The organism is Aeoliella fuhlenseeensis (assembly GCF_052161615.1).
GTDB lineage: Bacteria > Planctomycetota > Planctomycetia > Pirellulales > Lacipirellulaceae > Aeoliella.
Genome location: NZ_CP197417.1, coordinates 5,826,680 through 5,843,145, shown reverse-complemented (window position 1 = coordinate 5,843,145; position 16,466 = coordinate 5,826,680). Strand labels below are relative to the sequence as shown.

Below are 16,466 nucleotides of genomic sequence, written 5' to 3'. Positions count from 1 at the left end.
GCTTATACCCCTTCACTAGGAGGATGCGGGGCATCAGGCTGGGGCGGCTGTGATTCGGCAGGTTTTTTCTCCCCACCACCATACTCGGCCACCTTCTCGCCGCAGCGAAGCATTTGGCTTCCGAAGTAGGGATTCAATAATTCTCCACCGGCTTGCAACCAATCGCCTCCGCCGCCAGGGACCATCGGGCAGAAGAAGTGGGTAAAGGAGTTCTGCGATTCGGCACTCCGAACTTGGGTAGCCAGCGTGACGATCGCATGACTGATCGGCTTGAAAGCCTTTCGTGCGCCTGCCAGATCCATGTGATGCAAGTGCTCGCCTTCTGTAGAAATCTCTTGAACAAGCTTACGCGATGCCTCCGGAAGTTCGCGGGCGTCGGCCAAGTCGCGCGCCAGCGCGGCGAGTTGTCGCGCAGCCTCAGCGGGGGGTGTTTGGTCAGCCGTAAGGGCCTGCTGGACCTCGAAGTAAGCCGCGTAAAGTTGTTCAAGCTTCGTGCCATTCTCGTCAGCAACTGGCACGATTGCGATCTCCTCGAATTCCAGTGGCCCTTTCCGGTCCTGCTGCTTGGCAATCGCCCGCGTCGGATCGATCAAGCTTGGTTTACCCGCAAGCTGCATCTGAGAATCAATCAGAAAATTGCCCGACGTGGCTACCTGCTCACCCGGCTTGAGGCCTTCGAGGATAATGATCTTATCTTCCAAAATGGGCCCAATGTTGATGGGCCGAATTTCAAACCTACCGGGCTCCGTTTCGACATAGACGACGCTGGACCCTCCGGCGAGCAGAACTGCCGACCGAGGCACATAGATGGATTCGGGTTGCGGTACTGCCGTGGTCGCGTAACCGTACTCCGAGGTCGGCACGAGATCCATTCCGCAAATAGGGCACTGCCCAGGCTCGTCTCTGACTATCTGCGGATGCATCGGGCTGATCCACTTTCCAGCAAGGTGTGCGTCAAACACTTCCCCTTTGGGACCAATCGGAAGCTGGATGCGCGCCTCGGCATAATCGCCCGGCCGCAGGCGTCCCTCCTGGTTATCGAGTTCGACCCGGACATCGACGGTTCGGTTTTCTGGATCAACAGTAGGGTCTATGAACGCGACACGGCCGACTAAGGTTTGCCCGGACAGTGACTGCACCGTCGCATCGACCCTTTGGCCGAAGCGCACCATGTCGGCATCCTCAGGGAAGAGTTTCAGCATGAGCCAAACGGTGGAGAGTTCGGCAATGCGGTAGATGGGGTCGCCCGCTTCAACATAGTTGCCTTCGATCGCTAGCTTTTCGACAACTGTGCCGCCTTGCGGGGCGTAGATGGTGAGCCGCGATTGGGGTTCGCCCCCCTGTTCAAGTTGCCGAAGCTGCTCGTCGGTCATTCCGAATTCTTTAAGCCGGTGCAGCGTATTGGCAGCCAGCGACTCCTGCGCCTGCCGAACCGCGGGAATACTGCCGACGGCGGCCTCAAGGGCGCGCCGTGCTTCGATATATTCGGCCTGAGCGCCAAAAAGCTGAGGGCTGTAGATGATGGCGAGATGATCTCCCTTGTCGATTCGTACGCCCGTGTAGTCGGCAAATAGTCGCTCTAAACGACCGCCGACGTAAGCGGCGATGGTTGCTTGCCGGCTTTCGTCGATTGCAATCGCGCCGATCGTGCGGAGGGTGGCGGACAGGGGCTCGCTTTTAACTTCGGCAGTTTCAATATTGGCCAAGCGTCGTTGGGCGGATTCGACGTGCACGGCATACTCATCAAGCGATGCACCCCCCGAGCTCGAAGCGGGGACCAACTCCATCCCACAGATGGGGCATCTACCTGTCGTTGGTTGGCGAATATTGGGATGCATGGGGCAGGTGTAAATCGTTCCGCTATCGGCGTCACCAGAGGTGACGGAGCCGGACGCAGGCTCTGCACGAATCCAGTTGAGCCTTTGGGCCACACCCAATAGCGCGATGAGCACTACTCCTGTGGCAAAAAAGAGCCCCACCGAAAGTAAGCGTGAACTGATCCAAGCCATTCGGCCTCCCAGCGGTACCTTCTCAGGCACCACGGGAGATCTAGGCGATGATGATTCCGTCATGGACATATCGAAGTCCTTTTGGATGGCTCGCTCGTAGCGCGAGAATGAAGTGCAGCACGCTCTGAAGACAAAAGAAACAGCTACGGTGCCAGGGTTACGCTGAGATGAGCGCGCACCGGTAGCCAGAGCGATCAAATGCGCCAGATACAGCACAGCAATCGAAGAGAGGGTCCGCTTGGGGAAAAGAATTTCGCCTCGGCAGTAAACGGCAGCCTGCTGACCTGGGTGAACGTTGCGGAAGCGAAAGCGGTGTTAGTCAACGGAGCCAATTTGAGCTCTAACGGCAAAGTATTGACAGCGGACCTCGGCGGCTGAGGCTGCCGCGTAGGGGACTCCTTTACGCAGCAGCATGGGCTCGGCTCTTTAGTCTCCCGAGAACAGCGACACCCATTTGCGCAGCAGGTATTCGGGAGAACGCCATTGGGGGTGTCCGTGCAGCGGCCAGCTAGCGCAAGATCTCCGAAGTCGCTTACGGCGATCGACATCGCCAGCAGGAGCGGGAGAGTGGCTTTCAGCTTATGAGATCGTGCGTCCATTAGAAATCCCTTACACCTAGTATATCTTGCTCCTGTCGCAAGGGGATGTCTAGTCGACTAACTGCCCATCGCTGGGAATTATCACTAAATCCGTGCCAATCGTCTGCTGCAGGCGGGCGGTCGCCGAAGCGAGTTGGCCCAATGCCCGATGGTAGCCGAGCTGCATGTTCAATAGGGATCGATAATCTCGAATGACTCGGTCGAAAGTGACGGCATTATTGGCCAGAGACGCCTGATCGGCTTCGAATGTCTGGCGCGCCTGCGGAAGGATCGTGTGCTCATAGAGCTGGACCGTCTGGTGGCTCGCCTGGACTTCCTCCCAGAGGCCGCGAATCAATGCCTCAAGCTCCTGAATTACTTCGTCCTCAGAGGCATGGGCGGCTCGATGCATGCGCGAGGCCTCGGAAACCATTGCGTCGTACTTATCTCGCCAGAGGGGGACAGTGGCGCTCACGCCGATCATTGCTGAATCCTGGCCGGCGTCGGGGGCTGTAGCACCCGGCGCATCCATGATGATCCATTCGGCGCCGAATGTCAGATCGGGCCGTCGCTGCAAGCGGGCGACTTCGATCCCCCACCGCGTCGCAGCCGCTCTCATCCGAGCCGCGTTGAGTTCCGGCTGCTGAGCGAACGCCGTACTCTGCAAAAGCTCATAGTCCCAATCCGGCAGTTCCGCAGAAATCATTGCGGGCGGATCAATGGGATAGTGCCCGCGTCGACCGGCCAAGCGGTTGATTTCCGCCGCAGTTGCAACCATTTCTTGGCGATAAGAGATCAGTTGTTCCTGCAAGCTGCTCAGTTCTAGCGTTGCAAGTAACACATCCCCTGGTGCTGCCGTACCGTTGCGCACGCGCGCGTTCGCTGAAGTGATCAAGGTTTCGAGCTGCAACTTCTCAGCTTCGGTCGTTTCAACCTGCTTATTCAGGACATAGAGTCGATACCACGCTACACGGAGGTCACCCATTACGCGCAACCGCTCAGCTTGGTAATCATTGACCGCCGCCAGAGCTTCAAAACTGGAACGCTGAGCCTCCGCTCGTAATCGCCCGATCCAAGGTATGGTTTGCATCACTTCGAGATTTGCTAATTGCCGATCGGGGTCAAGGTTCATTGGCGGTGCGAACGCAGTGGCACCAATGGATGGATCGGGGAGCTTATCCACGTAGCGGACTTGTGCCCATTCGGCAGCGGCTTCCTCACGCAAGCGGCGGAGCCTCGGATTGGCGTCGATGGCATACGCTTCCAGTTCAGCGAGTGAGGCGACGACGTGCTGCTCCGTTGATCCTCCCGAGACGCCAAACTCCTCCACCGTGGGAATGGGAGGCGGGACAGATTCCTCCAATGCCGTAAGCTGCACGTCGGCAGCATCTTCCTCCACAGAAGGTGAGCACTCGGCCCGTCCGGCTGGCTTCTGCTGTGACCGAGAGGAGACTGCCCAACTTGTCGCGCTGTTTGTGCGGCAGCCAAGTGAGCACAGCAGTGAGAGCCCAATGGCAATCGAAGTACCGATCCTGTACGGGACGCTTATCATCGACGCTGTACCCCCCATCCTTCTGGATCTTATCCCGAAGCTATCCCGCACTCGCAATCGCTCGTGCAAGGAGTCCACGAACCAACTGATTTTTTCGACACAATCGGCTCTCGCCTTACAAACCAACCGCTCGGGAATGGTGTAACGCATCCGGGCTATGGTGGTCGTAGGGATTAGGTAAAGGCTGCGGGGTGATCGTCTTGCTATCGAACTCCATCAGGGTCAGTTTTCGAGACCGCTCTTCCAATTATGGTGCTAGCGGATGACTACCAAGGCTCGATCTATGCGAGCCGGAGCCGCCCCTCATCCACTTCAGAGTATGCCGCGTTAGCCCTGGCACATTTGATTTTCGCGCGAAGTTGCGGCCTACGGAGCCAGAAGGCCTGCTGGGCAATCACGACTTCATCCGCGACGTTGACGTCGTGATTGTCCTAAATTCGCCCTGACTTGTCTGCGAAAGCGGCACATTCCATCTGGCTTGTGCTTCGGGAGGCGGCAGATACGTGCCAACGTTTTAAGCATTCACCTCGCAAAGCCCACGCGCCACGAAAAATGCGGAATCGGCTTAAGTCTCACCTAGATGACATCTTACGTCGTTAGGTTTCGCCTCGGCAGAGGGATGTGGAATGGCTCTTGCCTAACGCTTCGCGACTGCCTTCACCCTTGATTCTAGGTTTTGCCGATGTCCCCACTTCAGCGCTGGCTGTTCATGGCCGTCTTTATTCTCAGCGCCGATGCCGCGTTGGTAGCAATCGGTTGTGATTCGGCTAACTGCACTTGTCATCAGGTTACCCACGCGTACCAATCTCGCTGCTGGTGGGCATCCACGGGCAGCTTTCGCGTGTGCTCATTTAAGAGTGCTAACGAAGCGGAGCAGGTGGCTCGGCATTGCGAGAAGCTGCGCAGCGAGCTCGCCGACTTGTATAGCTTTGAAACTGATAAGCAGAAGTGGCAGCCCCGATGCGAGGTCTTCTTGCACTCCAGCAAGCGGAAGTATGGGGCTATCGTGGGCCGAGCGGCGATGGAGACATTAGGTTCCTCGCTTGTAACCCCCGAAACTGGGTCCATCAAGAGCAGGCGGATTGATCTGCGAACGGACGTGGCAGGTTATCTCCAGAAAGTATTGCCTCACGAACTAACGCACATTCTAATTGCCGACCACTTCCGCGAGGGTGCGCCGCCTTTGTGGTATGATGAGGGGTTGGCGCTACTTGCAGATCCGCCATCCAAGCTCGCGCTCCATGGTGATGACCTCCGTAATGGGCTGGAACGGGGTATCGCTTACTCGTTGGAGGATTTGTTAGCGGCAAAGCAATACCCTCCGGCAGAGAGAGTGAGCGTTTTCTACGGTCAGTGTGCGTCTCTGGCACACTTCTTGACCGAGCACCGAGGTTCGGTGAAGGTGCATGCATTTGCACGTCGTGCTCAGGAAGTGGTCGCAAATCTTGCCCTGAAGGAGACTTATGGAATTCGGGGAGTGGCGGAGTTGGAGCTAATGTGGCTAGATAACGTTAACTCGCATCCCAATGGCAATGCGGCACGGCATTCGCTCCACTGAAGATCTAATCCAGCTCCTTCGTCCAGGAAGTGATTGGTCAAGAGTGCTTGTTGGCACGATGTGACCAACCTTCCTTCTGTAAGCTACGATAGTGTCATGAACCCCGCGCGGCCCTATTTCCGTTGTTTGATGGCGGTCAGCCTCTCGCTGAGCTTCGTCGTAAGTGGGTTCTACGCCAGGCGGGATACACTTGAGTGCTTATCGGCCAGGCAATCTACAGTGGATAAGACTTGCTGCTGTGGTGAAATCTGCCGGTGTGGTCCGATGTGCTGTGGCGATAATACGCCTAACCCGACGCAGCAGCCGGCGACGACCAGTGTACACGAGTTCCGTGACCCTGGTGGAATGACAGCAACTGAATCGGACGTTGCTAACCAAGTCCCCGCTGCATTATCCTCTTTAAGGTTTGCTTCTCTTCGCTGCGGCGATTCTCAGGTGCCGCACACCCTTATCTCTCTACACATCTGCCTTCAGGTGTGATGCGAGCGCTACCGGTGCACTCTCTTTACGCGCCGGCTTATTGTTTATGGCGCCACATTTGCGTCGCATTGACGGTAATGGCTTGTTGAAAAGTAGAGTTTTTTCTCGGTTCGGCTGTTGGTTCTAGATCATCTTAGTTGATGATCAGGCGACAGCCCCATTTTAGGCGGAGGTATATCATGAACGCCGGTAGATCAGTTACTTTATTTGTTGCACTTGCCCTCTTAGTGCCGAGTATCGGTCACGCAAGAGAAGGTCTTGGCACCGCCAAGGCCCGCCGCGACTACCACAGTTTCCAGCCACAGCGGTCGGCTAACTGCCTGATAGTTCGGTCAAGCTCCACCTATCAATATAGTGTCCCTGTTGTCCGTGAAGTGCCCAGTGACTCCATAGCCCAGGCACCGACTGGGGAACGCCGCTTCTCGCAATCTCCCTCTGTCGAAAGGATCAATCCTTCCCAAGAGCCCGCAACCACAGTAACGCAACCCTCGGGGCGCCGTTACTCATATGCACCCGCACCGCAAAGTGCAGGGCCACCGGTGCAGCGTTACTCGGGTAATGTCGGCCGCAGCAGCCAGCCTCTTTGGGCACTGCCCAAGACCGACCCGCGTAAGCATAGCGCCCGCTAGTCAGCGATTGGATCAAGACTCCTCAGCCCGGCCTTCAGACCGGGCTGAGGCTTGTTATATAAGCTCGGCAAACCATTCGACTCAAGCTGGGCAGCTTTATGAGATAAACGAGTCTCGCCACCAAATCAAAGAGGCGCAATTCAGCGAACTGTCTTACCTTCTCGCTAAAGAGCTTGCGAAGTGATTTCGGTGACACCTTGGAGCTTTGTAGGGATTAAGCGTCCTCACACGTGAGCCGGATCATAGTTGCTCGTCTAGCGGCCGCCAACGGTCTAGTTTCGAAGATGCGAGCGGCGGCATTCCACGGGCGAGTGTGAAACGCGGCTCCAAGAACTTGCCCGTACGGTGTCTTCGCCTCTCCGAACGCTCCGCTTAGGCAGCATTTAGTTGGGCGGGTAATCGTTGGGTGGCCCTACCAGGTTCCAGTGGAGTAGATGCCACCAAGTGAGTCTTCATGCAGGTGCTGGGTAGGTAGGTTCTCGCAGTAGCCTCGCACAACGACGTGTTCTTCGACGGAGTAGTATACTTTGATAAGGCCAATCCCAAGGGAGTAGATGAGCGGCTGTCTGCCGTAGGGGAGTTCTTCGACAATCGCAGCTTGGTGGCAGCTACGGATAGTCGATTCGGTAAGTGCCTTGAGCTCGTCTGCGTTAAGTCCAGACGTGTCCGTCCAGAAGCAAAGTTCGGCAAGGACTCCATCGTGATAGGCGAAAGTCTTGTTGGTGATATTAGCTAGTAGGTTGTTCATAAGGTTCCTCCTGGCTAAAAGGTTTGCTCGCCACGGCCTCTTTTAACCGGGAGGAAGCGACGCTTCGCAGGGTCGCACACAAAGGGGCTTCTGGAAGCAAGGCGAGTGACAGGCTACGCCTGGCAAGAGCGTTGTCTCCAAAGCTTGCCCCGCGGACCTGCGGCGAGCCACTGAACAACTAACTCCGCTGAAAAGCCAATAGGACCCTAGGAGCTAATAGGCTCAAACATCATTTGATTTCTGGAGGTAAGGCGTGGTATACGGAGCGGTAGAGGAGCCGGAGGATAGGCTCTTCGACTGTTGGTGGTCGTAAAACGCTTTGTCAGCAGTTGTCCGTCTGGGAAACGCACCCGTTTAGCTTGGTCACCAACCAAGCCAAGGGCATGATGGGATTTACCATCCATCTACGCGTTTCGCCGGTAGAGCTGAGTGCAACGAGAGTTGCTCGCTCAGTTCGAAGGAGGCTTCGTTGAGTAATCTCAAAAACGCTCGCTGCCTTTGTAGGGCAGAGAAGACGCTTGAAGTAATCCAACGATTCTATCCTATGAAATTCTTTTCTTTTTCTCGCCCCGAAGCGGGGCGATACGGAAAAACTTGCAAAGGTGTTCTTTTGCAAGCCGCCAATGTTCAAAGTGGTGAGGTCACCATTTGTGATCAAATCCATACGCGGGGTTCGCTGCCAGTAGTGGGGCGTTCAACGTTGTCCGGCGTCGGGAGCCATGAGCCTGGTGACAGGCCATGCCGGAGCGTGACTGCTTCGGGCTCCAGGGTAAGTCCCTGGGCGTGAATAGCTCAACGATGAGAGGCCCGTGAGGGCTTGCCGGTAAGTGTTTGGAGAGTCGATTGCCGAGAATGTTTGCGGGCTCGCGATAGCGAACCGTGAACGGGGACAAGCGGATGATTCAATCGGTAGGGGGAGCTTCTAGTCTCGTACCCCGGAAATCGCATCCCCTGAGGGATGTGTAAAGTAGGACCGCCTGGCGGCGGCACCTAGAATCATTCGCCATGAGCTTCGCAGCTCTTACCCACGAGACTCCAAACGTGAAGACATTGGCTAACGTAGGAATCTCTGCTGAGACCGGTTGGTAACCGGCGCCCAAGGTCGTCGCCTTAGGTAATTCAACTTCAGCAGAGAGGGAGCGTGTCGCAAGTAGAAAGTCGCGGACGCTTCGCACGGGAGTGCGAGGTGAACGCGAGCGGTGGCCAAGGGGAAGCCCTTGGACTGGGAGCGAGAGGAACTCGCTCCCGGGTGCGGCAAGGCAGTCGCAACCCGTGCTCGTTTGGGGGTGGTACCCTGAACGTTAAGAGCCGACGAAAGCGATGACTGGCATTGTGCCAGACGGATGACTGACGCCGGTGGCTCGCTCAATTCAGGGCGAGCTGCCGGTGTTTCTTGGATGAAAGCTAGGTGGATAAACGAGTTGTCATGGGAATGACAAGTCCTTTATCAGCGAATTGACGGTGAACAGGCGACGTGTGCTTTGCACACGACGGTTTTTCATCGAGGTAGTTGCGGACACGGTTAGCATGAAATTGGGCGGGCTGCTGCTAAGAGATTAGCAAAGCAGCATCGCCCAAAGGACTAGCTGCGTCGCAAATCAAGGTTTGCAAAGAACGAAGGCAAGGTTCTTGCTGGGAGGTTTTTGCACGGCTAGCTCAAGTTGCATCGCGAAAGGGAGGTCGCACAGCAACGAGAGCGTATTGCAGAAAGGTTTTTCATACCGGGGCAAACAGGATGTTTGCCCCTTTTCACGGAAGCTCGAAACTCGAGTTTCGGCGAAAAGGAGGGGCCTATGAGAAAGGGGGAGTACAAGTACGAGACGACATCGGTGACAGGATTCGTGCAGCGGATAGCAACCTGTCTATTGAGGCATGGCTATGTTCACTACGTCCAAGGGGAGGTGCCCGAGGGGAAGGATCCTCGGGTGATCGACAGGAAGCTGCTTACCAAGTACGAGGTCGTTCAGAACGAATGGCGGAGGGCCAGGCGAAAGGAGAGGGGGCTTGCGAACTTGCAGTACCTCCGGTGCGACAGGACCTGGGTGCTGATGGCAACTGAAGGCTACCATCCGATGAAGAGCGATGAGCAGAAGCAGCTCCGTGACATCCGCGAAGCTCCGGTTCAGATTGCTGGGTACTCGATCTACCTCAAGCGGGGGGACTTCAAGAAGAAGACCTCACCGGATGAGGAGCCAGTGCGGGACGACAAGTGGCATGCTCGCGTGCTCATCTCACGCGAGCGGTACAAGGAGCTCCGGGCCCGGTTCCTCGACATCGCTTGTCACCGGACTGTGGAGGGGCTAGTAGCAGAGATAAACGGATTGCCGTTTGAACCTTACAAGCCAGTGTGGCGGCAGCTCAGGAAGCTTGTTCGACTCATTAACAAGAAGCGGAAGGCGGCCGGATACTCCCCGGTGCCGATGGCGGCCGTCCGGTGGCGGCGGACGATTGTGAAGGCCTTTGAGCCTTTCGAGGAGCCAATTGCTGCCTAGAGGCATATCGGCAAACAATCAAATGCTAAGCCTCGAAAACCGGGGTTTGGCGGTGCAGACATGAAATGAAGGGTTGAGAAGTGTAGTATTGAACGCGATACTGCACGACCGCAGTGTGCCAGATGCAAAAGTCGGGCAGCGTCATCTGAGTTGTAACGGAGCAATGCAATGGAGCCCCTGGATGTCGCCTTTGAAAAGTTTGGAGTGTTCGTCAAAGAGGTATCGGAGACGGCCTACTGGGCTTCGATTGAAAGCGAAGCAGACACGCGTCTGAAGGTGATTGACCGAGTGTTCGCGCACATCCTCGGCTGGCCAATATCACAAATTCATTTAGAAAGCGATGCCGGGAAGAAGTTCATCGATTATCGATGCACAGTAGGCGATCTGAACCGCCTCATCATTGAAGCGAAGAGGGCAAGCAGAGACTTAGGAATTAAGCCCGATCATGCCGGGCGATTCTTTAAGCTCAATGGGGCTGTGTTCTCCACAGAAGCGGCAAGGGAAGGCATTGACCAGGCAATTTTCTATTGCGGACATAAAGGAGCTGAGCTTGCCTGCATGACAAATGGCATGCAGTGGGCCGTGTTTCGTGGGGCTAAGGGGCCCGATGGACGCGATATCCTTGACGGGGTCGCGTGCGTCTTTGGAAGTCTTGAGGCAGTGTCAAAGGAGTTCAAAACATTCTATGAGTTGCTCTCCTATGAGAGCGTGTCCGACTACACGTACCGTGGTATATTTCGCCAAGCTGAGGGACAGCCGCTGCGTCACAAGTCTGTAAAGGTGGTAGCCAGAAATCCGGATTCGAAGTCTTTAATGAAGGCAGACAAGCTCTCTATCGATCTCGATAGGATCATGCAGACGTTCTTTCGTGATCTCAGATCGCAGGAAGACGCCGAAGCGAGAAAAGCCTGCTTTGTAACTACTGAAGAAAGTTCTACGGCAGAGCAAGGGTTAACCCGTATTTCCGAAGAGCTGCGAGATAAGGTTCGGGCGCTTGGCGGCGTTGAAGCCAACGAACTAGAGGAGGCGATCAAGCGAGTTCAGGAAATGAAAAAGAATGAACTTGTTCTGCTCGTTGGAACAAAGGGGGCAGGTAAGAGTACCTTTATCGATCGTTTTTTTGAGGACGTGCTATCCACCAAGATTCTTGCCGACTGTGTGGTCGTGAGAGTTGATCTCTCCAAGTCAGGGGGTACCGTAGCCATCACGAAATGGCTCGATGAGCATTTTCTGGAAGCGGCGGAACAAGCGACCTTCCCCAATGGCCCGCCAACCTATGATCAAATCCAAGGCATGTTTTGGGGGGAGTATCAACGTTGGATGTTGGGTCATGCACAACATCTATACGAGACTGACAAAACGCGGTTCAAGATTGACTTCGGAAGGCATATAGAGAGCATAAGACACGACCGTCCACATGAGTACATTAAACACATTCTCTTTTGGATTGTGAAAGGGCTCGGCAAAGTCCCATGTCTGGTGTTCGACAACGCCGATCATTTCAACGTCCCTTTCCAAGAGGAAGTGTTTAACTACGCGTACTCTTTGTATCAGGAAGCTTTGTGTCTCGTGATTCTTCCAATCACGGACACTACGAGCTGGCAACTTTCTAAGCAGGGGCCAATTCAGTCCTTCTACACCGACTCGTTCTTTCTTCCCACGCCACCTACAGATTTGATTCTAAGGCGGCGAATTGAGTTTATCGAAAGGCGTATTGCGGAAGAACAAGCGAGTGCAGGTAAGAAGCCGGAGGTTGGAAAGGGCTATTTTTTCTCTCGAGGCATACCCCTTGAGATCGAGAACATTCGCGGTTTCGCCGCGTGCCTGCAGACAGTGTTTCTGAATACCGGACAGGTAGCGGAGTGGATTGGACGGCTCGCGAATCACGATATAAGGCGATGCCTCCAGTTCACTCGTGAGACTGTCGCGTCGCCGCATATTGACGTGGCGGAACTTGTCGCAGCCCACGTTGCGAAGACAAGCATGACTGTCAATTCTGACGACGTGAAAATGGCAATGATTCGAGGCAGATATGACATATACTTTCCCACCGTGCAGTCGTACGTGCAGAATCTATATAATCTTGTTCCCGAGTATGAAACGACTCCACTTCTCCCGCTCCGCATTCTTCAGTTCATGGAGTCTGCCTACGCAGGCAACGAAGAGAACGATGGCCGTTACGTCTTGATCGATGAAGTTGTAGAGTACTTTCAGGCTTTAGACATAGATTCACGAGTATCGATGGCCTGCTTGGATGGAATGCTTACCCGCGGTCTTTGCGTGAGCTATGATCCGACCTCTCAGGGGATCAAGGACACAGTTAAAGTAGAAATCGCACCGAATGGTCGTCAGCATCTTGCGTGGGGGCAGCGAGATTGGGTGTATATTGAGTCGATGGCTGAGATTACACCGATGTATGATCCCGAAGCATGTGATCGGATTCGAGCAAGTGTAAGTGACGGGGCCGCGCATCTGCGGAGGTTGGCCATTGCAACGTTCGTACAGTATCTTATTCAAGAGGACAGCCACTTCTGCGTCATTCCTAAGCATCACTCTTATCAGGATCAGGAGCGTTTACTTACCACTTTGTCGCAACAGCTGACATTGTTGTCGTCGGCGACATCGCTTACATCTTCGCGCTATCGAAGAGAAACTGGACGCCTTACGGTGTGGAAGGCCGAGGGCCGATATGGATTCGTCAAGCAAGATGGTGGCGGCAAGGATGCGTTCTTGCATATCGGCGACGTTCTAAATCCATCAGATGATCGTGTGCCAATTGGTGCTGCGATTGAATATGAAGTAGTTGACAGTACCCAAGGTCCCAAAGCGGTCAGTGCACTGATTTTGTCGTGACCCTACGAGATCACGTGAGCAGTGGTGGTAAAAGAATGACGTGCATTGCTCAGAAGCTGGAGAAGTCTTCTCCGCACTCCGGGCATGAGCGACGCCGAAGCTGGGCAAGGTACTCCTTACGATACTTCTCTTGTAGTTCGACGTCGGCTAACTGAGCGGCGTCCGTTTGGGACGCAGCGATGCTTTGAGGGGCCTCGTCGGCCGCATCGCGGCCAACGTCCTCCCCTTGGGGCTCCAAGCTCACGCAGCTAAAACTCCAGGTTGTCCTGCCTGGTCTTTAGCTTCAACGTCTGCGATCCACTTGGTTGCTTGCCCAATCACATTAATAAGCTGGGCTTCGTTTCGGCTGAAGTAATTCTGCGAGTAACCAGCCCTACCGGCTTGGTTCTTCCAGCTTCGGCTGATGCTGTACTCGTAGTACGGAAAGCCAGTAGTTGACTCGCGACGCCAAATCATGGCGGCAATTCCACCGTCGCGGATTACGTGCTCGGGCTTCTTACTTCCGTCTTCCTTTTCTTTCTTCTTAGGTTCAGTTTTCAATTCGTTAGTCATATAGGTACATCCTCCAAAATATGTTGAGACACAATTGTGCCAGAATCTGGGAGCTACGCAAATTTATTTCGCTGTGCACTTTTACCTCTCAGGGATTGACCTGCCCCCACGATAGGAACCAGTTTTCAAGTTAGTGCTGAGCGCACGGACGCCCCACCTGACTACTCCCAGGTACTGCCTTGGAACCCAAGCGACTTCGCGTTTTCAGAAGTGGCTCGTTTGATTTGGTCAGAGGCACCCTCGGGGAAGTCGGCGTTGATCTCGATCGAGACTTTCAGGACGGCGTTGGGGTCGCTGGCGAGGAGGCTGATGATTTCGTCAGCGACCTGAACCATCTGCATTTTTGCTCCCGAGGGCGTGATCTCGATCGAACCGTAGTACGTCTTTGCCTTCTTCGTCGTTACGACTGCGGTGCCGCCAGGAGTGGTGGAGCCGGTAGCGGTGCTTCCGTTGTTGGTTAGTCCGTTCTCGTCAACCGTTGCTGTGCCGCTTGTCTCTGTGCCCGATGCCCCAGACGTTTCGGGTGGCGTTTTGATGCTTGCTTCGTAAGCAGCGGCAGCGTCGGGCTGGATCAGCAGAAGCGTGTCGTCGAACTGGACATTATCGTCGCCGAACTTAAAGCCTTCGTACTTGTCACCGGTCTGGCCGAAGGCGGTGCCGAAGAAATCCTTAGTGTCGGCACCTTTGATGATCGCCTGCTCCAGAATGGTGCGATTCTTCAGTCGCGGAAGGTAAAGGTATTTCTGTGTGTCCTCCCAGAACGTCTTGGCTGCGATCGCGGGCTTGTCGTCCTTCCAGTAGACTTCGGAGAGTTTTGCTCGCAAGTGGATCGGCGACCACGCCGAGATCACTAATTCGTTTTCGACGCAGATACGTTCGACTTCAGGGCCGAACGCGCTGCCGCTGGTGTTCATCAGGAACGGTTCGATCGTCGTCTTGGAATCGGTCGGGGTGTGCTTCACAGGGCACAACAGCCATCGGTAACACTCGCGAACGACCTTGGGAAGAACTTGCTCGGCCGTTTCTAGCTCCTTCTTCGCTTGGTTTTCCTGCAAGCGGTCAATGTTCAACCTCTGCTCTTTGACGTCGTCGACTATCGAGCCCCAGGCGAGTGCCGTTCGGATGCAGTCGTAGACGCGGGCTAGTGTGGCCCAGTCGGGTGCGACGAAGATCAGCCGGTTGCCTCGATAGCGTGGCTTCTCACCGTTATTGCGAACGTAGTTGTCGACTTCGGTAAATGAAACTTTGGTATCGTCTTTTTGGTAGGCGAACTTCGGTGGCAACAGCACTAGCCGGAGCGACGCATCGTCGGGCACGTCGCTGTTGGGCGTGAAGATGTGCGTTCCGTCGAAGTACGTTACGCCCGCTGTCATCTTCTTGGCGACTTCACCTAGCTTTCCAAGGATTTCGCTCTCCTTATTGAATCGGCCCTTACGGTCTTCCATCTCGCGACGCAAGTTTGCTCGCGTATCGAACCAGAATCGCGTTGCATCCTGCGCCTTGTCGCCCGACGAGTTCATATAGTGCAAGCGATCCGCCAAGCGATTCAACGCGTCGGAGAACAGCGAAGTTGATTGACCGGGTTGGGCACACCCGAGCAGCACGCGCCCACGGTCAACGCCTTTGGCACCTTGTTTGGCCGATCCGGCCGATGGGGCACTGCCCAAGAAGACCGTTCGAGCCACGCGGCGTGCCGCTTGATTCTCGCCGAAGCGTGGTTCCTTCGTGTCGATCGCTGTCGTTTCGGCACGCTCTCCGTCAATGTCTTTTTCAAGCACCGCGTCCCAACCCGGCGCTAAGTAGTAGACCAATTCGTTTCGCGAATCACTGTCATACAATGGCAGGCTGCTGGGCATGATCATCTGATCGCCGTTATTGTCCTTCCACAGGCGGTAAATGACCTTAGCCATTAATTTCAATACGCCACGAGTGCGTTGAAACGCGTCGAGCGTCGTCCAATCTTCGTACAAGCGATCGAACACCTCGGGGTGGATCGGATAGGCTTCCACGAGGCGATCGTAGTAGTGCGACTCCTGAGTCTCCGACGGCATCTTGCCGCCCTCGGCGATGTACATGTCTGCAAACGCTCGGCAGGTTGCGTCACGGTCTTTTGCACTCTTGACGTTGTTGAACAAGCGGCGACGAACGATCTCGAACGCCTCTTCCGTTGCGACCGGTTTCCATAACGCTTGGATGCGGCCAAACGTTTTCTCCATCGCTTTCAAAGCCGCAACGCCCCGTTGACTACCAGCTTCCACTTCAGATTCGGGAAGCGATGCGAGAACAAGTGCGTTGGGTACCAGTTTCACCGCTTCGGTCAAGGCTTGAACGAACGAAAGATTCGTGTCATACGAACCACCGCTCACGCTGCCGTGCTCGGGGAACTGGCGAATGTAGGCGACCAGTTCGTCGATCAAAACGACGCATGGCGAGCAGTCTTCCAACAATTGACGGATGATCTCTTTGCCGGGCGACGTCCCATTCTCGTCCGCTTCTTGAACTAGCTTGTAGCCTTCCTCGCCACCAAGCTGATAACCGAGTTCGCCCCACAGAGTATTGATCTTTTTGGGACCATGTTTCCAAGGCTGACCCGGCGACAGATTCGTGCCGTCGATCACCGCGACGCGAGCCTTCGGGACATCCATCAAACCGGCTTGGTCCAGCAGACCAGGGATTCCCGCCATTTCGTCAAGCGAACCGGTGCGCGTCGCCATGTGGTAGACGGCCAGCATGGTGTGCGTCTTGCCACCACCGAATGCGGTTTGCAATTGGATGACCGGATCACCGCCTTTGCCGTTCAGACGGTTTGCGACCGACGTCAGCAGCAGGCGCATGCCTTCGGTGATGTACGTTCGCTCGTAGAACGCGACCGGGTCTTGGTACTCCGGCGTCGCCTTACCCGAATGAACAGCGGTGATGTCAGCCGCGAATTCGGATTGCTGGAACGTACCCTCCAGCACGTCGGCGTGCGGAGTGATGATTTCTCGCCACGGTTTGTGTGTCATGGTGTCGTTC

Annotated in this window: 9 protein-coding genes; 3 read left to right on the top strand and 6 right to left on the bottom strand. The window is 55.3% G+C overall.

All coding sequences use genetic code 11. The features are described 5' to 3' along the window. Positions 1 to 2: 2 nt before the first annotated feature. The gene (locus tag SH292x_RS22985; protein ID WP_442485881.1) at positions 3 to 2,009 is read right to left on the bottom strand and encodes an efflux RND transporter periplasmic adaptor subunit; all 2,007 of its coding nucleotides are present in this window, start codon (positions 2,007 to 2,009) and stop codon (positions 3 to 5) included. A 648-nt stretch (positions 2,010 to 2,657) separates the two neighbouring features. Continuing rightward, the gene (locus tag SH292x_RS22980) at positions 2,658 to 3,917 is read right to left on the bottom strand and encodes a TolC family protein (RefSeq protein WP_442483364.1); all 1,260 of its coding nucleotides are present in this window, start codon (positions 3,915 to 3,917) and stop codon (positions 2,658 to 2,660) included. Between the two features lie 904 nt (positions 3,918 to 4,821). On the opposite strand from SH292x_RS22980, the gene SH292x_RS22975 reads away from it, so the two are divergent. Continuing rightward, positions 4,822 to 5,697 carry a hypothetical protein gene (locus tag SH292x_RS22975; protein ID WP_442483363.1) on the top strand — a complete coding sequence of 292 codons (876 nt, stop codon included), beginning with the start codon at positions 4,822 to 4,824 and terminating at the stop codon, positions 5,695 to 5,697. 1,521 nt (positions 5,698 to 7,218) lie between these two features. Here the strand turns inward: SH292x_RS22975 and SH292x_RS22970 are convergent. After that, entirely contained in the window at positions 7,219 to 7,554 is a 336-nt protein-coding gene (locus tag SH292x_RS22970) for a hypothetical protein (protein WP_442483362.1), read from the bottom strand. 1,793 nt (positions 7,555 to 9,347) lie between these two features. Here SH292x_RS22970 and SH292x_RS22965 point away from each other — a divergent pair. Further along, positions 9,348 to 10,046, top strand: coding sequence for a hypothetical protein (locus tag SH292x_RS22965; protein WP_442483361.1), 699 nt, complete (start codon positions 9,348 to 9,350; stop codon positions 10,044 to 10,046). Between the two features lie 168 nt (positions 10,047 to 10,214). Next, positions 10,215 to 12,899, top strand: coding sequence for an AAA family ATPase (locus tag SH292x_RS22960; protein ID WP_442483360.1), 2,685 nt, complete (start codon positions 10,215 to 10,217; stop codon positions 12,897 to 12,899). A 49-nt stretch (positions 12,900 to 12,948) separates the two neighbouring features. Here the strand turns inward: SH292x_RS22960 and SH292x_RS22955 are convergent, their stop codons facing one another. The 3 genes from SH292x_RS22955 to SH292x_RS22945 form a co-directional block, all read right to left on the bottom strand. Continuing rightward, on the bottom strand, positions 12,949 to 13,143 hold the full coding sequence (locus tag SH292x_RS22955) for a hypothetical protein (RefSeq protein WP_442483359.1): 195 nt from the start codon (positions 13,141 to 13,143) through the stop codon (positions 12,949 to 12,951). After that, positions 13,140 to 13,451 (bottom strand): hypothetical protein, encoded by a 312-nt coding sequence (locus SH292x_RS22950; RefSeq protein WP_442483358.1) that lies wholly within the window; start codon positions 13,449 to 13,451, stop codon positions 13,140 to 13,142. Before SH292x_RS22950 ends, SH292x_RS22955 begins: the two co-directional genes overlap by 4 nt. Positions 13,452 to 13,612: 161 nt before the next feature. Beyond that, positions 13,613 to 16,456 carry an ATP-binding protein gene (locus tag SH292x_RS22945; RefSeq protein ID WP_442483357.1) on the bottom strand — a complete coding sequence of 948 codons (2,844 nt, stop codon included), beginning with the start codon at positions 16,454 to 16,456 and terminating at the stop codon, positions 13,613 to 13,615. Positions 16,457 to 16,466: the final 10 nt, after the last annotated feature.